This window comes from Treponema berlinense, from assembly GCF_900167025.1.
Lineage (GTDB): Bacteria > Spirochaetota > Spirochaetia > Treponematales > Treponemataceae > Treponema_D > Treponema_D berlinense.
The window spans coordinates 19,872-44,449 of sequence record NZ_FUXC01000011.1 but is presented as its reverse complement, the minus strand read 5'-3'; the positions used below and the strand labels follow the sequence as shown (position 1 = coordinate 44,449).

18 protein-coding genes are annotated in these 24,578 nt (G+C 38.6%); 8 read left to right on the top strand and 10 right to left on the bottom strand.

Features of this window, described 5'->3' with window-relative positions; translation table 11 throughout:
• The 6 genes from B5D47_RS09075 to B5D47_RS09050 all read right to left on the bottom strand — a co-directional run bounded on the left by B5D47_RS09075 (position 1) and on the right by B5D47_RS09050 (position 5,893).
• Positions 1 to 720 (bottom strand): hypothetical protein, encoded by a 720-nt coding sequence (locus B5D47_RS09075; RefSeq protein WP_078931518.1) that lies wholly within the window; start codon positions 718 to 720, stop codon positions 1 to 3.
• Positions 699 to 1,334 carry a rhomboid family intramembrane serine protease gene (locus B5D47_RS09070; protein ID WP_078931517.1) on the bottom strand — a complete coding sequence of 212 codons (636 nt, stop codon included), beginning with the start codon at positions 1,332 to 1,334 and terminating at the stop codon, positions 699 to 701. Before B5D47_RS09070 ends, B5D47_RS09075 begins: the two co-directional genes overlap by 22 nt.
• Before the next feature lie 5 nt (positions 1,335 to 1,339).
• On the bottom strand, positions 1,340 to 2,464 hold the full coding sequence (gene dgcA / locus B5D47_RS09065; RefSeq protein WP_078931516.1) for a diguanylate cyclase DgcA: 1,125 nt from the start codon (positions 2,462 to 2,464) through the stop codon (positions 1,340 to 1,342).
• Positions 2,461 to 4,047: a DUF5312 family protein gene (locus B5D47_RS09060; protein ID WP_078931515.1), complete on the bottom strand. Its 1,587-nt coding sequence runs from the start codon at positions 4,045 to 4,047 to the stop codon at positions 2,461 to 2,463. The genes dgcA and B5D47_RS09060 overlap by 4 nt, the downstream gene beginning before the upstream one ends.
• A gap of 82 nt (positions 4,048 to 4,129) precedes the next feature.
• Positions 4,130 to 5,110 (bottom strand): tRNA dihydrouridine synthase DusB, encoded by a 981-nt coding sequence (gene dusB / locus B5D47_RS09055; RefSeq protein WP_078931514.1) that lies wholly within the window; start codon positions 5,108 to 5,110, stop codon positions 4,130 to 4,132.
• On the bottom strand, positions 5,111 to 5,893 hold the full coding sequence (locus tag B5D47_RS09050) for a TatD family hydrolase (protein ID WP_078931513.1): 783 nt from the start codon (positions 5,891 to 5,893) through the stop codon (positions 5,111 to 5,113).
• A 297-nt stretch (positions 5,894 to 6,190) separates the two neighbouring features.
• Here B5D47_RS09050 and B5D47_RS09045 point away from each other — a divergent pair, with 297 nt between their 5' ends.
• Genes B5D47_RS09045 through B5D47_RS09030 form a run of 4 tightly spaced genes read left to right on the top strand, consistent with a single transcriptional unit; the run spans position 6,191 to position 9,130 of the window.
• Positions 6,191 to 7,213, top strand: coding sequence for a M23 family metallopeptidase (locus B5D47_RS09045; RefSeq protein WP_078931512.1), 1,023 nt, complete (start codon positions 6,191 to 6,193; stop codon positions 7,211 to 7,213).
• 1 nt (position 7,214) lies between these two features.
• Complete coding sequence (locus B5D47_RS09040) at positions 7,215 to 7,622, top strand: bactofilin family protein (protein ID WP_078931511.1); 408 nt, start codon at positions 7,215 to 7,217, stop codon at positions 7,620 to 7,622.
• Positions 7,623 to 8,177: a YaaR family protein gene (locus tag B5D47_RS09035; protein WP_078931510.1), complete on the top strand. Its 555-nt coding sequence runs from the start codon at positions 7,623 to 7,625 to the stop codon at positions 8,175 to 8,177.
• 17 nt (positions 8,178 to 8,194) lie between these two features.
• The gene (locus B5D47_RS09030) at positions 8,195 to 9,130 is read left to right on the top strand and encodes a PSP1 domain-containing protein (protein ID WP_078931509.1); all 936 of its coding nucleotides are present in this window, start codon (positions 8,195 to 8,197) and stop codon (positions 9,128 to 9,130) included.
• On the opposite strand, the gene B5D47_RS09025 is transcribed toward B5D47_RS09030, so the two are convergent.
• Positions 9,127 to 9,855, bottom strand: coding sequence for a class I SAM-dependent methyltransferase (locus B5D47_RS09025; RefSeq protein WP_078931508.1), 729 nt, complete (start codon positions 9,853 to 9,855; stop codon positions 9,127 to 9,129). The genes B5D47_RS09030 and B5D47_RS09025 overlap by 4 nt on opposite strands.
• Positions 9,856 to 10,165: 310 nt before the next feature.
• Between B5D47_RS09025 and B5D47_RS09020 the strand changes: the two genes are divergently transcribed.
• The 3 genes from B5D47_RS09020 to B5D47_RS09010 all read left to right on the top strand — a co-directional run bounded on the left by B5D47_RS09020 (position 10,166) and on the right by B5D47_RS09010 (position 13,211).
• The gene (locus tag B5D47_RS09020; RefSeq protein WP_078931507.1) at positions 10,166 to 11,290 is read left to right on the top strand and encodes an NAD(P) transhydrogenase subunit alpha; all 1,125 of its coding nucleotides are present in this window, start codon (positions 10,166 to 10,168) and stop codon (positions 11,288 to 11,290) included.
• Between the two features lie 149 nt (positions 11,291 to 11,439).
• Positions 11,440 to 11,736 carry an NAD(P) transhydrogenase subunit alpha part 2 gene (locus tag B5D47_RS09015; RefSeq protein WP_078931506.1) on the top strand — a complete coding sequence of 99 codons (297 nt, stop codon included), beginning with the start codon at positions 11,440 to 11,442 and terminating at the stop codon, positions 11,734 to 11,736.
• A 47-nt stretch (positions 11,737 to 11,783) separates the two neighbouring features.
• Positions 11,784 to 13,211 carry an NAD(P)(+) transhydrogenase (Re/Si-specific) subunit beta gene (locus tag B5D47_RS09010; protein ID WP_200806570.1) on the top strand — a complete coding sequence of 476 codons (1,428 nt, stop codon included), beginning with the start codon at positions 11,784 to 11,786 and terminating at the stop codon, positions 13,209 to 13,211.
• Between the two features lie 72 nt (positions 13,212 to 13,283).
• Here the strand turns inward: B5D47_RS09010 and B5D47_RS09005 are convergent, their stop codons facing one another.
• The gene (locus tag B5D47_RS09005) at positions 13,284 to 14,951 is read right to left on the bottom strand and encodes a Na/Pi cotransporter family protein (RefSeq protein ID WP_078931505.1); all 1,668 of its coding nucleotides are present in this window, start codon (positions 14,949 to 14,951) and stop codon (positions 13,284 to 13,286) included.
• Between the two features lie 753 nt (positions 14,952 to 15,704).
• Between B5D47_RS09005 and B5D47_RS08995 the strand changes: the two genes are divergently transcribed.
• The gene (locus B5D47_RS08995; RefSeq protein ID WP_234969996.1) at positions 15,705 to 15,890 is read left to right on the top strand and encodes an NAD(P)-dependent oxidoreductase; all 186 of its coding nucleotides are present in this window, start codon (positions 15,705 to 15,707) and stop codon (positions 15,888 to 15,890) included.
• Between the two features lie 3 nt (positions 15,891 to 15,893).
• On the opposite strand, the gene B5D47_RS08990 is transcribed toward B5D47_RS08995, so the two are convergent.
• The gene (locus tag B5D47_RS08990; RefSeq protein WP_078931502.1) at positions 15,894 to 19,103 is read right to left on the bottom strand and encodes a LamG-like jellyroll fold domain-containing protein; all 3,210 of its coding nucleotides are present in this window, start codon (positions 19,101 to 19,103) and stop codon (positions 15,894 to 15,896) included.
• A gap of 11 nt (positions 19,104 to 19,114) precedes the next feature.
• On the bottom strand, positions 19,115 to 24,568 hold the full coding sequence (locus B5D47_RS08985) for a carboxypeptidase regulatory-like domain-containing protein (RefSeq protein WP_078931501.1): 5,454 nt from the start codon (positions 24,566 to 24,568) through the stop codon (positions 19,115 to 19,117).
• Positions 24,569 to 24,578 lie beyond the last annotated feature (10 nt).

Genomic DNA, 24,578 nt, shown 5'->3' with positions numbered 1-24,578 from the left:
TCAAAACATTTCGTAGTTTAATATTCTATCGGTTTCCATAAAAAAATCAAGCATAACACGATAGCGGCCGGCCTCAACGCCAATCACCGGAGCACAACAGATTAAAAGTCTGCTTTCTATTTCTTTTGGTTTATTTTTAATTTGTGCGCGCCAATATTCCCGAATTGCATTTTTTATTGCTTCTGCGCAGGCCTGCTCAATTCCAGCAAAACCGTCTTGAAGTTTTCCATAGCCAACACCGCGAATTCTCGGATTTTTTACAGTTTGCCACGATTTATAAAGGTTCTGCTGAAATTCACTTCTGTCAAACTCAACGCGACAGTAAAGCCTGTCATCCTTAAAAGCCGGATTTTTATATTGAATAGAATTCAATTCACTTTGCGTAAGCTCTTGAACCGGCTCAAAATTCAAATATTCCTTAACACCACGGGCTTTATCGTAAGGAGTGTATTCAACCTTCCAGCCATAAAGCATGCCTTGAACAAAAAAAGGCGCAGTTTTTTTTAAACGGTTTACCGGAAGAGCGTTTTCGTTTTTTTTCAGATCAAGATTTTTTTCTTCTTCATTCCAGACAAAACCTGGAAAAGCTTCTTTTTCTGCCCACAAAAGAATTTGAATTTTCTGCTCCTGATTTAAATTCTGGGCAAAGACTAAATTAAAATTCACGCTCAAAAAAACAAAAATCGAAAAAAATAAAATTAACGGTAAGCGTTTTTCCATACTTTTAACGGATTTATTCCAAACCTTACAACAAAATATAGCCAGGCAAATGCAAATCCTGCCAAATGAACCGAATGTGCAACTCCGTCCCTAAACGAAAAAAACTGTTCAAAAAATTCAATCAGAGCATAAGCAATGACCAAAACCGGCGCAGGAACTGGAATCAACCCCCAAATAAAAATTGTGCTTCTCGGAAAAAGAATCGCATAAGCAAGCAAAATTCCGTAAACCGCTCCGCTGGCGCCCATCAAAAAGACTCTGTACAGTCCAAAAAAATAATAAACCACCAAAGAAAAAATTCCGCCTGCAAAACCAATCAAAAGATACATCAAGACAAATTCTTTTGTGCCGACTGTCTTTTCAACCGCAAGTCCAAAACAAAAAAGTCCAATCATATTAAACAAAACATGAGTGAAACTTCCGTGTATGAACATATAAGTAAAAGGCTGCCAGAACATCTTATATGCAAGACAGGTATAGACATTAAGTGAACAAAAATATTGAATTTGCGGAAACATTTTTTCAAGCAAAAAAATTCCTGCATTTATAAGAACGATTATTATCGTTGCATTTTTAAAACTGTATTTAAAAGGTTTTCGTATTATCGATGCCATATTTTTTATTCAGTAATTTTAATTTCGGAAATAAGTCTCTCGTCCGCAAAAGTCACACGGTTTCTTCCGCTGCGTTTTGAAACATAAAGCGCCTGATCAGCCTGATCAACAAGCTGCTTTGGCGAAGAAACAAGATTTTTCTCAGAATCAAAAACCGTAACGCCAATCGAAATCGTAACTTTTACATGCTGATTTTCGTAACAAAAATCATATTCTTCAACATGCTGTCTGATTCTTTCCGCAACAGTCATCGCGTCGTCTTTTCCGGTTTTGTCCAGCATGACGGTAAATTCTTCTCCACCGTAACGGCTTGCCAAATCGCAGGAACGAATACAGGAGCGTATAATTTTTGCAACTGTCTGCAAAACATAATCTCCGCAGGCATGACCGTAAGTGTCGTTGAATCTTTTAAAAAAATCAATATCGAACATAATTACGGCAAGCGGCAAATTTTGCGCCATTGCGGCATCAAGTTTGTCCGTAAGCACATTGTAGAAAAAATATTTCAACTTTAAGTGCGTCATCATATCAGTAGAAGAACGTTCGAGCAAAGTTGAATTATAAATCGCAACAGCAGCAAGAGAGGCAATTGTCAAAATCAATTCCTTTTCGTACGAACTGTAGCCCTGTTCTTCCGGCAAAGAAATTTTTTCGCCAAGCACCAGAATTCCGTCAAGATGATTTCTTTGAACGAGAGGAACAATCAATGACGGTTTTAAAGAAGAAATCGGTCCCAAATCCGCATAAGCAGGAAGTTCCGCCTTTAATTCATCAATCGTAAAAACTCTGTCATTTTTTGTAATAACATTTATGAGCGGATTAGATACTGAAATTCTATAAGTTACATTCGGGTCAAGTTCAAGACCGTTATAATTTCTGTTCAAAACAAAATAATCCGAGTCCAAAGGCTCAGGAACAAAAATTCCAGCTCCCAAAACCCTAAACTGTCCCATGCAAGTATAGAGGATTGACTCAATCAACTGCGAAAATTCAATTGTCGAACAAAGCGACCGAGAAATCTCCAGAAGAGTCTTTAAATCATAAATCTTCTTTTCATATTGACTGACAATTTCAGCATATTCGGGATTTAAACTTGGAGTTTGCTCTGAATGTGATAAATCTTGACTCATTTCCTCTCGACCTCTCCAACTATAACGTAATTCTTCATTATTTCAAGAAAAATCGCCCATTTTTCAAGCTGAGTTTCCAGCCTGTTGGAATTTTCCCTGTTTCGTGAAGAGCCCAGCAAAACTTTTATATTTGAACACAAATCTGGCTTTACTTTTTTTGAATCGATAAAAAGGTCGCCAATCTGCTTGTACAAATCAAAGAACTGCGATGCAAAATTTTGAACAGTTTCATAAGCCTGCTCATTTATATTATCGACTGTTGCTTCCAGTTTTTTTACAAAATCCGCATCGCGCTGACCGTCGCGAATAAAACCTTCTATAACCGCCTGATCGTTTTTTCCTTCACGTTCAAAAGAACTATCAAATTCGCCCAAAGACTTTACACATTCTTCGCAAGCGTAAACCGCATCCGAAAATAATTTTTTAGTCGACGGATTTTCAAAAAAACCTTCAATTACAATGTCTTCAAGAAGATTTTGAATCGAATCCGTAAAATAATGAACTGCAAACGTTTTTTCAATCTGCAAAGGCGTAATCCAATTGTATGATTTTGTACAATTTAACCGTATATTCGCACTGTTCTGGCTGTTGTAAGCAAAAAATTCTTCAAGCGGATTTTCTTCAAAAAGTTTTTTTAAATCTGTCGAAATCGTGCTGTCCTTAATTTCGGTTTTAATTCTCGTTTCGTCAGAAATAAATTTTTCCTTCATAAAATCTGCAAAACGCTGGCGAGAGACAGGCTTATAACTTGCAATCTGCGGAACAAGGTCTGGGTCTTTTTTTGCAAGACGAATTACTTTTAATTGATTTTCCGGATTAAGAAAATTTACAAGAACAGAATTCATTTTTTTTAAGGCTTCGAGATATTTTTCTGAACTTGCAGAATCAAGCCTTTTTCCACCGCTAGATATTTCCGCCAAAGCAACAACTGCCCGTCCAAGCGATGAGGTTATTTTAAAATGCGCCGTAAGATAATAAAAATCCAACAGAGAATTTGCCATTGCCTCTGGAACGCAGGCAAAAAAATCCGCCTTATAAGCAGAAATCAAAGCGGAATAATTCGGGTCAAAATTGTGAATTATATTCAAATAATTGAACTGGCAGACGTCGTTCAACTGCTGCAAGGACGCAATGATTTCATCAATTTTAAAAAATTCCGATGAATTCAATTCTTTTAAAAGATATTCCAAGGTATGCTTTTGATTTTCAAAAACCCTGCTCATAGGCAAATTTGAATCAAGGACTTCCTTCTTTCTTTTTTCCAAACCCAAATTTTCGAGTTTTTCCTGATTCAAGTTAGAAAATCCGGTTAATAAAAGCTGAGCTTCGTAAAAAATTTTTCGTTTTATGTCTGTGCTGCAAATTGTCTGGGAAAGCAATTCCCCAAGAATTTTTGAATTTTCAAAAAGGATTCTAAAAAGTTCGGCAAAATTCGGCTGCAAAAAACCGTTTTTAAAAATCACCGGCTGAATCAGCTTTAATTCCTGTTCAATTTTATGCAAAGCCTGTTTTTTCTTTACTTCCGGGGACGAGGCCATAAAAATTGATTCAAAAATGTCAGTTAAAAATGATAAAATCCCCATAACAACTATTTATTCTAAAATTAAAAAAAGTTTTTTACAACCCGGCAAAAGCATATAAAAAAACAGTTTTTAGCTTTAGCCGTTACAGATACTGCTGCAAAATCTCTTTGAACTCATTTTGCGTTGAACAGGCAATCACTTTTAGGCGAAGTTCTTTTGCTCCCTCAAAACCTTTTATATAGTTGCTAAAACGACCGCGCATTTTAAGACAAGCCGCTTTTTCACCGATTGAATCAGCCAAAAGCTGCATTTCCTTAAACCCCATTGACAGACTTTCTGACATTGAAATTTCAGAAATTGTGCCTTCAGTCAGATATTCCCTCACACGCTTAAAAATAAATGGATTTCCCTGAGCGGCTCTTCCAATCATTATTCCGTCGCATTTTGTTTCTGTAAGCATGCGCTGTGCATCCTGCGGAGTTTTTACATCGCCGTTTCCAAAAACACAAATTCTTCCATTAACGTATTCAACAAGTTCTTTGACTGAATTCCAGTCGGCACTTCCGCCATAACCTTGAACCGCCGTTCTTCCATGCAAAGTAATTGCCTTTGCTCCAGCTTCAATCGCCGCCTGAGCACATTCCTTAAAAGTTATGTGTTTTGAATCCCAACCAGTACGAATTTTTACAGAAACAGGCACATCCACGGCCTGAACAACAGCCCTTGTAATTGAATAGAGTTTTTCCGGCTCACGAGTCAAAACGCTTCCAGCTCCAGTTTTTGTAACCTTAGGAACCGGACAACCACAATTTATATCAATACATTCGCATCGAGTTTCTTTTTGGACGATCTCCGCAGCACGCGCCATGGTTTCCGGCAAGGAACCAAAAATCTGGACAGCATAAGCCTTTTCATTCGGTGCACGCCTCATCATCTCAAAAGTTTTTTTATTGTCCCGAACAAGCGCTTCAGAACTGATTAGTTCCGTATATCCAAAATCCATGCCACAGTCAGCACAAATACTTCGATAGCTTGCATCGGAAAAATCCGCCATAGGAGCAAGAAAAATATTTCCGTCTAAATTGAGAGAACCGATAGAAACTGGATGATAAAGCGAATTCATTTATTCCGGCAAATTGAAAACTTTACAGCTGTTTGTCCAAAGCTGCTTACTCAAATCTTCTAGAGGAACTTCCAGCATTTCTGTAAGGAATTTTGCAGTTGAAGGCAGATAAGCCGGCATTGTGCGTTTTTTCTCGCGGAATTCAGCAGGAATCATGAAAGGACTTTCTGTTTCGATTAAAATTCTGTCATGAGGAATATTCAAAACCGTTTCGTGCAAATTTCTTGCGTTGCGATAAGTCAAATTTCCTGCAAAAGAAAAATAAACGTTAAATCCGGCTTCAAGACATTTTTTTGCAAAAGGAGCATCTTCGCTATAACAATGCAAAATTGCGCCTTTTGAAGGAATTCTGTGCTTTAATACATCAAAAATATCTTTTCCAGCATCGCGGTTATGAATGATTACAGGAAGTTGATGCTTTTCTGCAAGTTCAAGCTGAGTGATAAAAAGCTCCATCTGTGTGCGTTTGTCGCCAAACTGCTTAAAATAATCAAGACCAGTTTCGCCGACAGCAACAACATTTGGCAGAGAAAGGCTCTCTTCAATAGTACTAATCCAGTCTTTTCCTGGAGTTGTAACTTCAGAAGGAGCAACACCGACAGCATGGTAAATTCCCGGAATTGCTTTTAAAGTCTGGTAAACTTTTTTAAAATCAATCAGAGAATTATTGATAGAAACGATGCGTGTAACTCCGGCAAGGCGAGCCTGAGTAATAACGCGTAACTGTTCAATAGGATCATCGTAAATAAGCCCGATGTGAGCATGAGTATCAAAAAATTGCATGGCTTTTTCTTCCGAAATAGAAAATGATATGACAGACCACATGCAAAAAAACAGGTAATCTGTAAACAACTTTATACCGATAGAATATACGAGAAATTATATATTGTCAAATTAAAGGGACTTTGAAAAAAGAATTGCATTTTACAAGCAGCTAAAAAGACGTTATTTCACAACAACAGCGCTAAAATTGACATATTCATAGTGCTTTGTTATGATAAAATGCTAATGGTATATTTGGGGACAACCGTTCCTAAATGTTTCAGTAATTTATGGTGAAATGCAATCACCGGAGAAAAAATGGCTAAAACTCGGCATTATAAAAAAATAGAAAAAAACATTGCCTCATCTTTTATGTCTGTTTTAAAAGCAGGTTTTTCAAAAATCGGACACTTTTTTGTCAGATTTTTCAAGATTTGCGACAGCAGGCTTACAATCATGATAGTTCCGCATTCGCAGAGCAAAGTTGTAAATTTCCAGACAAATGTTTTTGCGCTCTGCTTTGGAATCGTGCTTATAATAGGAATTATTTCTTCATTTGTTTATTTTAACAGACAGGCTGCCGGTTCAAGTGCAGAAATCAGCCGTTTAATGAACGAAAATCGTCAGACACTTGCAAGCCTTGACGAGCTTCGCGACGAAAACAACAATCTTTTACAGACAGCAAAGCGTTTTCAGTCATCACTTTCACAGTCGCTTTCGCTCCTCGGAATTGACAGTTCAAGCTCAGTTTCAAAAGCTTCAATGAACGATTCCGACCTTTCTTCTCTTTTTGACACAAAAAGTCAGGTTACAGGCTCAACAAGAGAAGCAACAGATATCCGCCAGTTGAATTCTTATCTTGAAAACGCGGTTCAGCCAATCGAACAGATTGGAAAAATGCTCGAAAGCCAGGGCACACTTTTTACAGATATTCCAAACATCTGGCCAATCCGCGGAGGAATCGGACACGTTTCTATGCCTTTTGGTCAGAATATGCACCCGATTACAGGCCAATGGTATATTCACAAAGGGCTCGACCTTTCTACATGGCGCAGCGGCGACCCGATTGTAGCAACTGCAAACGGACAGGTCGTTTCTGTAGGCTATGATTTCAGTTTTGGAAACTTTGTAATCATCAAGCACAAACACGGAATTTACACACGCTACTGCCATATGCAGACAGCACGCGTAAAAAAAGGAGAATTTGTTTCGCAAAGACAGATTATCGGCACAATCGGTAACACTGGAATTACGACAGGTCCTCATCTTCACTACGAAATCCACATCGGTTCGGACGTAGTAGATCCTGCAAAATACGTAAACGTAAAACTTTCAAAATAAAATGGCATTCACTTCCGACGATATTTCAATCAATACCCTCATTGGTCCTGGTTCATTTGTTTCAGGAGATATAAAGATAAATGGATTTATTCGAATTGATGGAGATATAAAAGGAAAAATCGAAAGTTCCAGCAACATAATAATTGGCGAACGTGCAAAAATTCAAGGCAATATAACAGCTTCATCAATTGTTGTCGGCGGAATCGTTCTTGGCGACATAACCGCTCCAAAAGGAATCAAACTTCTTTCAACTTCCGTGGTTATCGGCGACATTATAACAAAAAGTATTCAGATTGAAGACGATGCAATCTTTAACGGACATTGCATTTCTCTCAGCATCGAAGAAGAATTTAAAGCTTCAAGCAGGCAATATCTGGATCAGCAGGCAATTCGCAGCAAGGTTATTTAAATGGCTGGAATCGACACAATAAAAAATCAGTTACTTTATTTTGCAGCAACTCAGGAAGCCGCAAGACAAAAAGCCAGAGAAGCCAGTAAAAATTCAAAAACAGCAACGGCAAAAAAAAGTGTTTTTGCAAATTCCCTTCAAAAAAAACAGGAAGAATTTAATCTTGCAAGCGAAGGTCTTCCAATAGAACTTGCGGGAATGGAAATCGAAGAGGCCATTGTCTTTTTAAAAGACGAATTGGACTCTGCCGGCGACAAGCTCGCTTCAGACCAAAGTTTGGAGCAAATCGAGAATTACCGGAAAAAACTCAGCAACTTTATGAAATATGTAACCCGAAACAATTATGAAGTTCTGATTTATAAACGAAAAAAACGGGGTTTTCCGCTGATTGACACAAAAACAGGAAAACCGGCATATTTTGTGCAAATTCAGGTTATAAACGAAAAACTAGAAACCCTTACAAACGACATAATTTACAACCACAGCAAAAACCTGAATATACTTGCAAAAATTGAAGAATTGAACGGGCTAATCGTAGATTTACTTGCCGATTAAAATTCTGGAGGAAAAAAATGAGCGACATTTTTGAAAACGATATAGATGACGAAAACGAAAATCTTGCCGCACTGGAAGATTCGGACATTCGCAAAAATACCGACGGAGCAGACGAAAATTTTGTTTATCCAAAACCGCTTTATCTTGTAAAATTGGAATATTCGAGCGAAGGCGTTTACTGTTCTGTTCCAAAAAAATTCCCCGAACTAAAAAAAGGCGATGCCGTCATAATTCCAACACGCTACGGCAAAGATCTTGCAACAGTTTTAGGAAAGGCAGACCATCCAATCGGCATTAAACCGTCAGACATTGTAACCGTAGAGCGAAAAGCAACAGACGCAGATTTAAAAAAATACGAAGAACTCGCAGAAAAAGAAGAATCTGCATTCAAAACATTCCGGGAAAAAGTTGCTCTCCATAAACTCGACATGAAGCTTGTTTCCGTGCACTTTCTTTTGGAAGAATCAAAGGCTCTTTTCTTTTTTTCGAGCGAAAACCGCGTAGATTTCCGGGAACTTGTAAAAGACCTTGTAAGCATTTTTAAAATGCGCATTGAATTAAGGCAGATTGGCGTACGCGACGAAACAAGAATTACCGGCGGGCTTGGAGTTTGCGGAAGACCTTGCTGCTGCCACTGCGTAAGCGACAAACTCGCTCCGGTTTCAATCAAAATGGCAAAAGAACAGGGGCTTTCTCTAAATTCAATGAAAATCAGCGGACAGTGCGGAAGACTTTTGTGCTGTCTGAGTTACGAATTCAACTGGTATTCAGAAGCAAGAAAAACCTTGCCAAACGAAGGCGTTCATGTTTTTTACGACGGAACCCAGTTTAAAATCACAGACGTAAATCCACTCACAAAAATGATAAAAATGCTCGGCGAAGACGGCCGCATTCTCGAAATTCCAGCAAAACGATTTGAAAAAGAAAATTCAAACCGCTGGAAAATCAACTAGCTCACAACGGCAACAACTCTCTGGCTTTTTTCTGTAAATGGATTTTCGGCAAAATCGCTGTACAATTCAACCTTAGAAAAGCCAGCCTCGAGCGCAAAATTTTCAATTTCGGAAGGTTTTAAAAGATAAACCGGCGCATCCTGGGTTACAACCAGTTTTTTGTCATTGCTGTTCGTCAAAATCTGTTCAAGATAAAATTTTTCGCCGCGTTTTTCGATTACAGATTTTAAACTCGCACGAATGCTTTCCCGAACCGGAAATTCAATTTTTTCAAGTTCAGAATAATTTTCAAAATTTGGCAGTTCAAGGATCAAAAAACCGTTTTCGGAAACCAATTGCCGGCAATCAAAAAAAAACTTTTTCATTAAAGTTTTGTCGTGAGTAAAAACAATCCTGCCATTTAAAATCGAAATAATATTGTAAAATTTTTTGCCCAGAAAACGGGTCATTTCCAGCGATGACATCTGAAAATAACGGACAGCCATTAACTGAGTCCGCCTTTTCCGGTTTGCACTTTCCAAAAGTTCCTGAGAAGTTTCAATTCCCGTAACATCCGAACCTTCCCGTGCAAGATTATGTTCAAAAGTTCCCGAACCGCAGCCAATCTGCAAAAATTTAACCGGCTTTTTGAACAGAATCATTTTTTTTTGATAAAACACTTTTTGTTCTTCAGTAACAGGATATAACTCATCATAGTATTCTGCTATGTTCTGATTTATTTCCATATTAAAATTATAAAGTCAAATTTCAAATTACGAAAGTTTTATTTTCTTAAATTTTTGGAGCACATTTTTCGCTCTAACCGGCTCTGCACGGTTCCGCTTTCGCTCCATTCAAAAGACGGAAATTTTTCCGCCTTTTGAACGCTCCGCGCCGTTCCGATCCGGGCTAAGTCCACGAATTTTATATCTTCAAATTTGCGTGTTTTTAAATTCAGCCTTAAAATTAAAATAGTTTATTCAAAAAAATAGCACATTCTGGCAATTTGCTTTTGCTGTGCAAAAAAATTCCAATTAAAAAGGAGTGCATAGTTTTATGAAAAAAGTTCTTGTCTGCCGGGAAAAAGACGAAAGAGAAACACGTGTTTCACTTATTCCCGACGATGTAAAAAAACTTATTTCAATGGGTTTTGAAATCAAAGTGGTTTCTAAAGCAGGCTTAAAAAGCGGTTTTAGCGATGAAGCGTACAAAAATGCCGGTGCGCAGATTGTCGATTCTGAAGAAAGCGCGTATTCAGATTCGCAAATTATCGTCCGCATTATGAAGCCGGAAAGCATAAAAGGCATTCAAAAAGATACGTTGCATTTAAGTTACATGGATCCGTTCAATCAAAAAGAACTCCTTAACGAATTTGCTTCTCAAGGCGTTCAAGCCGTTTCTCTCGAAATGATTCCGCGCACAACCCTCGCACAAAAAATGGACGTTCAGTCTTCGCAAACTTCTCTCGCAGGTTATGTTGCCGTTTTGAACGCGGCTTCCCACCTTCCAAAAGCCCTTCCAATGATGGTTACTCCAGCCGGAACAATCAATCCTGCGCGCGTTTTTGTAATCGGTGTCGGAGTTGCAGGTTTGCAGGCGATTGCAACGGCAAAGCGTCTTGGCGCACGAGTTGACGCCTTTGACACACGTCCTGTTGTCGAAGAACAGGTAAAATCTCTCGGAGCGTCATTCTTAAAAATCGACCTTGGAGAAATGGGACAAACTGATCAGGGTTACGCAAAAGAACTTACTCCCGAACAGATTGCAAAGCAGAAAGAAGCGCAGGCAAAAGTTTGCGAAAAATCAAATATCGTTATTACAACGGCAAAAGTTTTTGGCCGCAAAGCGCCACGCCTTATCGAAAAAAACGTTCTTGACCGTATGATGCCGGGCTCAATTGTTGTCGATATGGCTTGCTCAACAGGCGGAAACGTTGAAGGTTCAAAACTTTTTGAAAATATCGTGACAGAAAACGGAGTGACGATTATGTCCGGCGACATGCTCGAACGTCAGGTTCCTTACGATGCGTCAAAAATGTTCTCAGGAAACATAACGGCCTTCCTTACACATTTTTACGACAAAGAAACAAAAGAATTTAATGTAAACCTCGAAGACGAAATAATGAAAGGCTGTCTTTTAACACAGGACGGAAAAATCATCCACGAAAGATTTAAAAATTAGAATTTTGTGGCAATTTTTTTTACTTTTGATTAAAGCCAGCAGGATTTTAAGGGCGCAGCCCTTAGGAGAATGGGGTGTCGCCGCAACAAAGTGCGGCGCAGGGGAAAGGCTTTTCCCCTACTTTTTGATATTTTTAATTGGAGAAAATTATGGATATAATGCTTATTTTTGTTTTCGTAATTGCGGCTTTTTTGGGTCTTGAACTGATTGCTAAAGTTCCAAGCCAGCTTCATACACCGCTTATGTCGGGAACTAACGCAATTTCTGGAATTACTGTTGTCGGAGCAGTGAGCATTACGGCGGTTGCTGTTAAGGTTGGAGGAAAACTCGGAGCGGTTCTCGGATTTTTGGCGATTGTTTTTGCGACTATCAACGTAATCGGCGGATACATGGTTACTGACCGCATGCTCGGAATGTTCAAGAAAAAGGACGATTCTAAAAAATAAATTCAAGATTCATTGCTTCGTAATGATTTACGTTTTAGGAGAAATTGATGAAAGATATATTTATTAAAATTTTGTATATGATTTCGTGTATTTTCTTTATCCGCGGAATCAAACTTATGGGAAAAACTCCGACTGCGCGAAAAGGAAACCTTCTTTCTTCTGTCGGCATGTTAATCGCAGTAATTACGGTTTTGTGCGAAAACGAGGTTTTGGGTTCGTGGAATTCGGCAAACTGGCTGGCAAACGGATATGTTTGGATTGCAGCCGCAATTCTCTTAGGAACAATAATCGGCGCAATCTGGTCGAAAAAAGTCCAGATGACGGGAATGCCGGAACTTGTCGCTTTGTTCAACGGTTTTGGCGGTCTTTCTTCGTTTTTGGTTGCTTTGACGCAGTATCTTTGTCAAAAAAAAGGCGACAGTTTTACAGCGGTTTCGCTCGGTCTTACAATTGCAATCGGCGCAGTTGCATTTACAGGTTCGCTTGTTGCCTGGGGCAAACTGAGCGGAAAAATGACTTTTAAGGGCTGGAAAATTCCTGCAAAAAATGCGGTAAATGCGGTTTTGTGCGTGGTTGGACTTGCAGCAATTGCGGCGTATTCGTTTTTTGACAGCGTGTCGGTTTGTGAAAGTTTGAATGCCGGTCAACTTGGAATTATCGTTTCGAGCGCGGCTTTTTTGATTCTTGGTTTTACAATGGTAATTCCAATCGGTGGCGGCGATATGCCGGTTATTATTTCGTTCTTGAACGCGCTTTCCGGTCTTGCGGCGGCTTTTGCCGGTTTTGCAATCAACAATACGGTTCTCGTTGTTTCTGGCTGTCTTGTCGGTGCTTCCGGTTTGATTTTAACCTTGATTATGTGCAAAGCCATGAACCGCACTTTCTCAAGTCTTTTGTTCAAGAGTTTTGGCGGCGCAAAAAAGAAGGCTGGCAATGGTCCTGTAAAAGAGCCAAAAGCCATGTCTGTCGAAGACGCTTATCTTATTCTCGAAGCTGCTAAAAACGTTGTAATTGTTCCGGGCTACGGAATGGCTGTAGCACAGGCCCAGCATGCAGTTAAAGAACTCTGCGACAAACTTGAGGCGAACGGCGCAGAAGTAAATTTTGCAATTCATCCGGTTGCAGGACGAATGCCAGGCCACATGAACGTTCTTTTGGCAGAAGCAAATGTTCCGTACGAGCAGTTAAAAACCGCAGACGAAATGAACCCTCAAATGAACAATGTTGATGTTGCAATCGTAATCGGCGCAAACGACGTAGTAAATCCGGACGCAATCAACGACAAATCAAGTCCGCTCTACGGAATGCCGATTGTAAATGCTCACGAAGCGCGCACAGTCTTTGTACTCAAGCGCGGAAAAGGAACAGGTTTTTCTGGCGTAGAAAATCCTCTCTTTACAAACGACAACACAGTAATGCTTTACGGAGATGCAAAGCAGACCGTAACACAACTTGTTGCAGAATTTTCAGAATAAAATTATAAAAATTTGAATTGATTTTATTTGTGTCCGCAAAAAAATGTCCGCATTTTTTTGCGGACATTTTTTTTAGATAGCTTGAACTATTGTGTAGATGCAGTCGCCGGCTTTTTCGATTTTTCTTACCAGGTCGATATAAGCAAGTTCTGCTTTTACATCGCTTCCTGATTCAATTCGTTTGCGGCTTTCGTATTTTAAGCTCTTCTTTGTATGGTCAATTTCGTCTTCGAGCTTTTCGTATTCGTATTTCTGTTCACCAGTCATGCCAATCGTAAAGTTTACGCAAACCCGTTCATAGAACAGGCGAACCGATTCAAGATAACCACAGATTTTTTTTGTCTGGTCAGAAACAAAATTAAAACTTTCGCTTTCAATGTACTTTTTGAGCGTGTACATTATCGAAGAATTTTCATCGCTCAAACTTTCAAGCGTATCTGTAATCGTCATTAACCGCGAAAAATGAATTCTGTCTTCGTGGTTTGCATTCGGCAGACGAGAAACGTGCTGCAAAAAGTGAGTGATTGCTTCGTTCATTTCGTCAATATATTCTTCCAGCTGCTGAACCAAATCAACCGACTTTTCAACCTCAACTTCCTGAGGATTTCTGCCTGCGCGCGCAAGAGTATTCGAAATAATATCGAACATTTCCATTATTTTTGCAGACATTTTTGAAATTTCTTTTTGAATCTGAAAAAGGTAAACATCTGCCGAAACGTGGCTGTTAGGCAAAATTGCTGGAAATCTATAATGCGAATTGCTTTCTTCTGGAGTGGTTTTAATAATTTTAGTTGCAAGAAATGCAATCTGATCGACAAAAGGAAGGAAAATCAACGTAGAACAAAGGTTAAAAATCGTATGGAGCATTGCAATATGAGTTGTAATATTTGAAGCTGGAGTTCCAGGAACAATCATATCAACAAGACTCAAGAAAGGTTTAAAGAAGCACAGAACAATTACAGTTCCCACAACATTGAACATAACATGCACAAGCGCCGTACGTTTTGCATTGGTCGTAGCGCCAAAAGCTGACATAACGGCATCAATCGTCGAACCAATATTGCTTCCCAAAACCAAGGCAGCCGAAAGCTCCCAGGTTAAAAAGTTATTTGCCGCCATCGTAAGAACAATCGCCGTCATAGCCGAAGACGAATGTATAAGAGCCGTAACCGCCGCTCCGATAAAAACACCGAGCAAAAGTCCGCCAATTCCCAAATTCGTAAGATGCTGCAAAACTGCCGCCGACTCAGAACTCAAGGTCAATGTTTTTTGAAGAAGGTCAAGACCCATAAACAAAATTGCAAATCCCATAAAACAATCTGCAAAATTGTGAATCTTGAATTTTTTCATGCGCTTTAAAAGAAAACCAATTCCAAAAAGCGGAATTGCCGCATCAGCAATCGAAAAACTGAATCCAAAAAGCGAAACAATCCAGGCAGTAACGGTCGTACCAATATTTGCGCCAAAAATTACGCCAATTGCCTGTTTGAGCGTGAGCATTTCCGCATTGACAAAACTCACAACCATTACGGTAGTAGCACCAGACGACTGAATAATCGCCGTAACGCCAATTCCGGTCAAAACCGCCGTAAATCTGTTTCCTGCAATTTTTCCAAGCAACTTCTGTAAATTACTTCCCGCACCTTTCTGAATTCCGTCGGAAAGCATATTCATTCCAAAAAGCAAAAGGCAGAGAGAGCCGACAAAACCAAAAACCTGAGCAACAATGTTAAAAATCATAAAAAACTACATTATAAAAAAAACTGGCTTATTTTAACTGTTTTTTAACAAAAAGGGAACCTCTAACCTCTAAAAATTACCCTGGGGCGTTCTTTTGCCATACCTATTATTCCTATGGACGGAATATTTTTGCCCAAAAATGTCTTTCTTTCACTGTAAATTTCCCCTGTCAGACCGGCTGCTCTGGCTTCGCTCCCGCTCATTGCAGCAGCCTGGCCTTGCCAACCCGCTGCAACTACGGCCGCCGCATCCGCCGTAGCATTTTCCACTAACAGAACAACAGTTCAAAAAAACAATGACGTAACAAAACTCACCAACAGGAACACAGGTTCAACATTTGCAGAAAAAACTTTGTCCTTCTGCTGTATGTTTTAAAAGCACGGCTTCATAAATATTGCCGTCTCTTTTGTCAGTTTCAATTACGCATCATTTTTTCTGGGAAGAATGGTAACCAACCTGAGAAACCTGAAGAACCGGTTTATAAAGCCATGTTTCATCTACATTTGGAATGATTTTCCAAACAAGAGCTTTTTCAGTTTTTCCAGCAGACAGTTCCGAACTTAAAACAAACCAGCCATTATTGTGATTAATTCTTCCGTCAAAAAGTTTAAGTTCCGATTCTTCAGAAATTACTGTAAGGCGCTAAAGCAGGTCTTCTGGTCTTGAAGTGAATTTATTTCCTGTGGCGTAAGGAAATCCAAGAATATCGTCAGCTTTTTCATCCATAAGCCAAGGCTTTCCGAAAGAAAAACTTTGGGAATCTTTGGTTACGGAAACATCGGAAAGAAAGTTTCAGAAATCGGAAAAGCTTTTGGAATGAAGGTGATCTGCTGTACAAGAACTGAAAAACCGGGAATGCCTGAAATGGTAAGCCGGGAAGAACTAATAAACGTAATATACCCAAAAAGCCCCGGGATTTTCCCGGGGCTTAATGTTTAACCTTTACTGGATCTTATCTTTTGCCGCTTTATAGTAAGCTGCAATTTCATCTCCTGAACGGGCCGCATTTGAAATACGGATTTCGTCGTAGTTTCCTTCACTATTTGAATAAATATACAGTTTATTTTCATTACTGAATAATTCAATATTCATTTCATTAAAGGAAACCAGTACACCATCGCAATAAATTGCAGCGTATTTACCGTTATATGTAAAGGCCCAGTAATGCCAAGTAGAAGCATCAATATAAGGTGAGTCAAAACCATTTCCAGTTTGTGACCCGGAAGAAGTTTTATAATAATTGGAAATATTACCACTGCAATTTGAACCGGAATATAATGTAAAACAATCGAACTGATCTGATTTTGAAATTTCCAACCTGTTTCCGGTTCCTTTCTGCCAGAATTCTACGGTATAGGCGTTAGTTTCACTAAAATCAACAGGAATTGTATTATAGGAAGCTACATAGCTTGCATTTCCGTTTCCTAAACCACCTGTAGTTGCTGTGTAACTTTCAAGTGAAACTTCACCGCTGACTTCATTTCCGTCTTCATCTAAGTGCCATAGGTATACTGTCTTTGAGTCTTTCAAAGGCTGGCCTGTTGTTGTATCCCAGCTTGTTCCGGCTAAAGAAGAAACATCTGAATTATCTTTTTCAATTGTAAAATGAATTTCTTCTGTAGTTTTGTTTCCTGCCATATCCCATGCATTAAGAGTTAATAAATGTTCTCCTGAAGCCATATAAGGAAGGCCTAAAGAATGGGTTACACCCCAGTGTGAATCACCATAACTTGTTTCATCAGATCTGATACAAACAGAATCACAAAGAATTTCATATCTTGTTACTCTTGAAGAATCCGTAATATCGATTTGTAAATCAACTTTTGAAGGATTTTTCCATGAAGCACCGTCTTTTATTGATGATGTAATTACAGGCTTATCATAAGGTATATTATGGTTTACAGATGAACTTATATTTCCTTCTGAGTCTTTAAGCTGGATATAAATTGGAGCCAGTTCATTTTCAAGAGCTGAAAGATCTACTGTAAATGAAACGTTTTCTGTAAATGTCTTCCATTCAGCATTCTTAAGGTTTTCATAACCCTGAGAAACTCTGTACTGGCTTATTGCATTTGAACTGTACTGAGGAGTAATAACAATTGATAAATCAGGGCTTTTAGATTCCGGGTAATAGCCGCCATTATTCCAGTTGTAACCGTTTACAGTGTAGTCAAATGCAATAAAGTTTTCTCCCTGATAACCGGCTCCTTCTACAGGTTCCCGCTTCCATCCAGTGTAGTCAACTTCTGTAAGATTAAAGTCATCACGGTAATCTCTGATAAAGCTTACATTTTTTTCACCAGTTGCTTCATTTGCAATAAGTTCTGCTGTCTGAGATTCACCCCAGTAGTTACCGGTAAAGTCAATTGTCTTATAAGAATCATGACTACCTGAAATATCAAGCATTATGCCAGTGAAGTTTTCAAAATTATTATTCTGGATTCTCAAACAATCGTAATAATCTGAACCAAGATACAAAGTTCCACCTTTGAAAATATTGTTAATAAACGATTTAGAATAAGGGCCTTCAAAACGACAATAACAATTTTCAAAAGTATTATTTGAAGCTGTAACATTACTGTCCCACCAATCCAACTCAAGGGAACTTTTGATTCTGTTATTTGTAATAATATTACCACTTGAAGAAATAGATATTCCATTTTCAAAATTATCGTTTATCAATACAGAACCACCTTTTACAGAAACAGAACCGTAACAATCAGTAAAATTACAATGATCTACAAATACAGGGCTGTTTAATTCGACTGGAGTTTGTGCATAACTGAAATTTACATATTTAAGGATATTTCCCGAGTTATATGTATAAGTATCTGTTGTATTTAATGAACCGCCACCAATTCTAAGGCCATCCCATGTTCCGTTATAGCTTGCGGCTTTTGTAATTGTAATTGGTTCGTCTTTAGTACCAACGGCATAAATTGAACCGTTCATTTTGATGTAATTGTTTCCAACAAAATAAACCTTTACACCTGGCTCAATTATAAGCTGGTCGTTTTCTTCTATAAGAATATCTCCTGTAACCTTGTAAGGGCTGTTTTCTTTTGTCCAGTGGAGCTTTTCACCGCTTAATACACCTGTAATTTCTGTTGCTGTTTCATAAACATTTACAGCAATAGAATGGGAAATGCCGTTATAAAAAACTGTAATTGTACCTTCCGCCTCATTATTTCCTGAAATTAAACCGTCTTCATTTACAGTAATGTCAGGGTTACTACTTGTGTATGTGGCTTTTCCAAGATATGAATCTGAAGGAATCGGTGTAAGATTAACCTGATACTTTTCACCACCCCAGAATCCAATGGATGAATCTTTGAAAGTAAAATCTGTAAGGTCTGTATAAAGATTCAGCTTATAGTTTGAAACTGCAACTCCGTCATCGGCCCATACTCCAATATATTTTACAGCCTGTGAGTCTTCAGTAAATTCGATTCTTGAACTTTCTGCAGAATCAACGGATATATATTTTTCAAAAGTTCCATTTTCATTGAAGATAACTACATCAGGGTAAGAAGAACCTTCTACATCAAGGTGAAGTGTATAATGAGTATTTGCGTTCATTATGTAATGCATGAATTTCATTTCACCCTTAGAAAGGTTTGAATCGCTATTTCCCGAGTTTTCTGGAACAGTGTAAAAAGTTGTTGAAGCATTTCCGCCATACTGAACATTTACTGTTGTTGCATTTGTTCCTGAAGTTAAAACACTTTCTGCGCTATTTAAAAGTTCAATTTTTAGTTCACCAGCCTGGTAAGACTTTGCCACAACCTTATCAAAGGTAATGGTAAAAATATTACCAGGAAAATTTTCAGGAGAGTTTTCTACAGGTGTTTTTACAGCACTTGAAAATTCAATTCTCTGGAATACATTCCAGTTTCCTGAAACTGAATTATAGCCCGAAAGCTGTACATAAGCTGTCTGTGGTGCTATTGCACGGCTTTCAGATTTTTCTGCCATTGCAGTATAGTCCGGAACAAACATGCGCACTGTAGCAGAGCCCAGATTCTGACTGTTTAGATTTTCAGAATCTGGATTCGAAACTTCGTTTGAAAAAGAGTTGGAACAGGCTGAAATAATTCCTATCAATAAAACAGATATTGTTACAAAGATTATATTTCTAAATGTATTTTTCATAACCTTTCTCCTTAGTAAACAATGGCATCAAGACTGCCGGTTGATTTCTTCATTACTTCACTTGCATCTTTATAGTAAGCGGCAATTTCGTCTGCACTGCGGGCTTCATTACTAATTCTTAATTCATCAACAGCATCAAACCTATTTGAATCAGAAGAAATGTATAACTTCCTTGTACTGTTATACATTTCAATATTCATGTTATTTGAATAACTTGTAAGAATTCCGTCTACGTAAGAAGCTACATAATTACTTCCATATACATAAGCCACGTGATGCCATTTTCCATCTCCAGAAGGTCCAGATATATTGCTCCAGTGACTAGAAATTGAACTATTTGAAGTTTCGTAATAAATATAAATTTGGCTACCAATAGAAAAGCAGTCTTCCTTACGTATATATAAATATGGACTACTTGTTCTGTTACTTCCTTTTATCCAGTACTCAACTGTAAATGCATTATTTGGAAGATCTAATGAAACGTTATCAAAAGTATGAATATAACTAGAACATCCGCCTAATCCACCAAGTGAATTAGTATAGCCACCAATGTTTGCATTCGTATCACTTGCTTCATTTCCGCTTGCGTCCAGATGCCAGAGATATGCTGTACGGCTGTCTTTTAACGGCTGACCTGTAGTTTTATTCCAGCTTACACCGGCAAGTTCTGAACCAGAAGTATCACTATGAATAATAGTAAAGTAAGAGGATTTTTCACTTGTATTTCCGTCTTTATCAACAAGAACTACTTTTAATGCATGTTTTCCGGCATTCATGTAAGGAAGCCCAAGTGAATATGAAGAACTGTATGTAAACGCGTTGTAATTCATAAATTCAGAATCAGTTCTTACAGGAACCCCATCAACATAAAGAGTAATTTTATCAAGTGGTGTATAAGAACTCCCGCCATAAGAAATTTCTTTTGTAATTTCAGGGTCAGTAAATTCCTGGTTTTCCATAGATGTACAATTTACTATTGCGTTTCCAACAGGAATAAAGGCTTCTCCCTTTGTTCCTGCATTAGAGTTTGCAGAAGTAAGCCAGCCTGAGTAATCAACTTTCATATAACGGAAGTTGTCGTAATTGTCAGAAATAAAGGAAATGTTTGCATCAGAACCTTTATATTCAAGTTCTTCAGTATTTCCTTCACCCCAGTAATTGTTTGTAAAGTTATAGTTTCTTCCTATTTGATAACTTTCTGTAGTAGTTACAATAGGAGAAGCACAGTCTATAAAGTTATTGTTAGAGATTACTCCTGAATTAGCATTTCCACTTATATTAAAGGAAACTGATTCGAATATATTATCTGAACAATATCCTTGGAAATAATAGAAACTTACAGAAGCATTTGAAATATGGTTCTGCCTGAAAAGACTTCCGCTGCTCCAATCCATTCTTAATGTCTTCAGAACTTTATTGTTTGCAAAAATACCAGATGCCTCGTTAACACAAACACCAGTTTCAAAAGTTGAAGAGAAACAGTAAATATTTCTGTTTCCAAGGTAAACAGTTCCGTAATTGTCCGCATCCCATTCATGTACTTTTGATTTACTGAATGTACAATGATTGATGTAAGTTCCGGCTTTTACTGTTAATGGTGAATCTGAGTATTCCACTTCACAGTATTCCATAATGTTTCCGTTTACATATTCATTTGAATTGTTTACAGTAACGGAAGAGCCATTGATTGCAATACCAGTCCAGTAAGTTGTCTTGATTCCGGTTTTTGTAACTTCATGAGGCCCCCACTGGTAATTGCCATTTTCGTCAATGTATTCGCCATATTCCTCTTCAGTCCATATAGTTTCCTTATCAACACTGTTAGAAGTAAAGAGGATTTTTTCGTCTTTTGTACCGCGGGCGTGAATTTCTCCGCTAACAGAAATACAGAACTCTCCGTCGAATCTCACTTCAACGCCCGGTTCAATTACCAGAGTATCTGTTTCTGTAACGTTACAGTCAGCAACAACAAGATATGGGCTGCGGTCTTTTGTAAGGTGCAGGTTATCTCCCTTAAGAACACCGCTGATTGTTGTAACGATGTCGGTAATTCTGATAGCTTTTTTGCATACTTCAGAAATGTTTCCGGCTTTATCTTTTACAGAAACTACAAGAGTGTAAGTTCCGTTTCCTGAATAAACAACAGACGGCAGGTCTTCCAGGTTGTATTCAAAGCCGGCTTTATAGTCTGTCCAGGCCGGTGTTGTAGGATAAATCTGCTTGTCCACCCCACCGATAGTTGGAATAACCTGAACGCCCATTTTGTAAAGACCCGAACCGGCATCACTTGCGATAATATCTACATTCAGTTTTGTTGAACTTGAACTGTTGGCGCCTGAGTTTATAACTACAGATGAAACAACAGGTTTTTCTGTATCTTTAAGAACAAATTCCTTGTTTGCACCGATTTCCCTTTCTTCAAGAGGAACCAAGTCTGAAATTGTAATGGTCTGGCTCACCCATCCGTTCTTACTGAAAATAATATCGTGTGAACCGCTTGCCAGAATGTTTGTGGCTTCAAATGATCCGTCACTTGAAGTTTTGAATACCATGTCTTCCTGGTCTACAGTCTTAACCGTAATAATAATACCCTGGTGGTCAGTCATGTCTGTAAGGTATACGTGACCTTTAAGGGTAGCACTGTCCGGAATCATTCCAATTTTTCCAATATCAAGGCCGATTGAAGGTTCAAGAAGCTTTTCGCTTGTTACATCAGGAACGTTCACTTTTGAGAATCTGAATGTTCTGTAACCAAGAGGAATATGTTCAAGCTTCCAGTTACCTTCTGTATCTGTAAGAGTTTCAACATCATCAAGTCCGTCTACTGTAACCTTGATTCCTGAATTGTCATCTGTACCTGCAAGGTCAATTACACCTTTAACAGGAACAGAGATACACTTCATTTCTACAGTTAGAACACCGTATGTAGAATCTGTAAGAACAGGAATTGTATCGGCCTTTGCAGTAAGCTGGAAGTCATCACGTTTGAAACGAACACCGCCAGGATAGTTTCCGCTTGGAACTGTGAACTCATAAGAACCATCGGCCTCTGTAACGTATGTGTAATCTGTTCCGTTGATTGAAACTGTAATGCCTGAGTGGTCTGAACAGCCTTCAAGATTTACAATACCAGAAATCTTACCAGTGGCTTTACCTAAAGTAATTGCTTCAAGATTCAAAGATGAATCTTCTTTAAGGTTTACGCTTGAACCTGTATATGAACGGTAACCTTCGTAAGAATAAGAAAGGATGTATTCACCAGGAATCATGCCGCTCAAAGCATAAACACCGTCTTTATTTGAAAGTGCTGAATAGATTTCGTTTGTCTTTGTAACATTAGTTGCAGTAATTCTTACACCGGTTGCATCGGTACGGCCTTCAAGAACAACTGTTCCGTAAATAGAACGGTGCGAAATCTTAAGTTCCATTGCAGAAACTTCAGTTGTGTTTCCGGCATTTACCGAGAAGGCATCCGAAAGGCCTGTATTAAAACCGCCTTTTGTAGCCTGAACTCTCCAGGTACCAGGTTCAATTCCGCTTATTGAGTAGAGTCCAAGTGTATCGGTAACTGTACTGAAAGTCTTTTCGTTTTTTTCAGACTTAAGGAGGATTTCAATTCCTGCATTATCAAGAGCACTTTCAAGAGTAACAGTTCCCTTAACAGAACCAAGTGAGTTTTTGAGGATTACGTCTGGAATTACTTCAATGGCCTGTGTACCAACTGATACGTAAATTGAATTATCTGTAATATAACCTTCGCGACTGATTGTAATCATGTAGTCGCCAGGTTCAACTTCGCTCAAAATGAAGGTACCGTCTGTTCCGGTAACTGTAGTTTTTGAGAAAGATTTGTCGGTAGAATTGTTGGCCACAACGCTTGTGCCTTCAAAACCGGAATCCATTCCTTCACGAAGAACTTTTCCGGTAATTGTGTAAGTTGCTTTTTCTTTAATTGAAAGGCGTATGTCAGATACATCATTTCCCATTGAAACAACAATTCCAGAAACTGAAATTGACTTATAGCCTGCGTAGTTTGCAGTAATTTTGTAAGTACCAGGGCTTACGCTTTCCCATGAGAATTCACCTGCACTGTTTACGATTCCAAAATATTTCTTTCCGTTTTCATTTTCAGCAAGGACTGTAATACCGTCAAAGACTGTAAGGCCGTCTACAGAAACTTTTCCTGAAAGTTTTCCACCAATAACCTGAAGTGTTGTTGTAGGAATAGAAGTAAAGGAAGCTCCGTTTACCTTGATTTCAGAAATGATTGCAGAGTCATATCCTTCTTTTGAAATTTCAACTGTATAAGTTCCCGGGTAAACATCTACAATTGAGAAGTTTCCGTTAAGGTTTGTAACTGCTGAATATGAATAGGTATTTGTTGATTCAGAAAGATTTACTAAGATTCCGGCGTTTTCACCGGCTTCTGTAGCATCGCTAAGAACAACAGAACCTTTTACAATTCCTCTTCCGAATGAAAGATTGAATGTTTCAGGAATTACTGTTTCCGGAGCGTTTTCGTCTTTTGTCTGAAGAAGAACGTTTTCTTTTTCAACAAAAGTGTATCCGGCATACTGGGCACGGATTGTGTGGAGTCCCTGAGGAATTCCCGACATAGCAAAGTTTCCGTTTTTATCTGTCAATGCTGAATAAGATGTTCCAGGAATATAAACGGAAATTCCACCTTGATCTGCTTCTTCAGCGCCCGTTACATCAAAACGTTTTGCAGTTCCTTTGATTGTACCTGTTGCAGAAAGATTAACGTCTACTTCAATACCGGCGCCTGATTCAGGTTTAATGGAATTCTTGTTTGCAACAAGAGGTCTTCCGTTTTCGTCTTTTGCAGTTGCTGCACGGGAAGTCTTTGCTCCCTGAACAACTCCAGGTTCTGTATTTGTAAAATAGAAGTCGTAAGTTCTTGAAGTATCAAGACCGTCAATATAGTAAGAACCGCCCATCTTGCAGGTTATAACTTTACCCGGAAGATCATCCGAGAAGATGTAAACGTCGGTATTTTTGAGCTGTTCCTTTACGTCTTCCGGAAGATTATTTGAAAGGCCGATTTTTCCGCTGATTATACCAAGCTGGGTCTGTGTCTTTCCAACGTTCAGTTCGTATTTTGAAGAAACCACCAGTGAGGCAGACTTGTTATAGATAACAACAGCCTTTACAACACTAGAGCTGTAAATCTTGAATGGTTCTGTATAGCGGAAAGATTCAGCAGAAGGATTTGATCCGTCAACCGTGTAGAAGATATCTCCCATGTTGTTCTTGTTTTCAATTTCAATTGTCTTGAAACCTTCAGAAAACTGACCTGAGGCTGGAGTAACAACAGGAGCCTGAAGAGAAGGAGAAGATTCTTCACCTCCGCCATCTCCAGAAAAAGAGTTCTGACACGAAACACCAATACCTACTAAAACAAGTGTAACAGCAAGTAAAACGATTTTCCTGATAAATCCTTTCATAATTACTTCC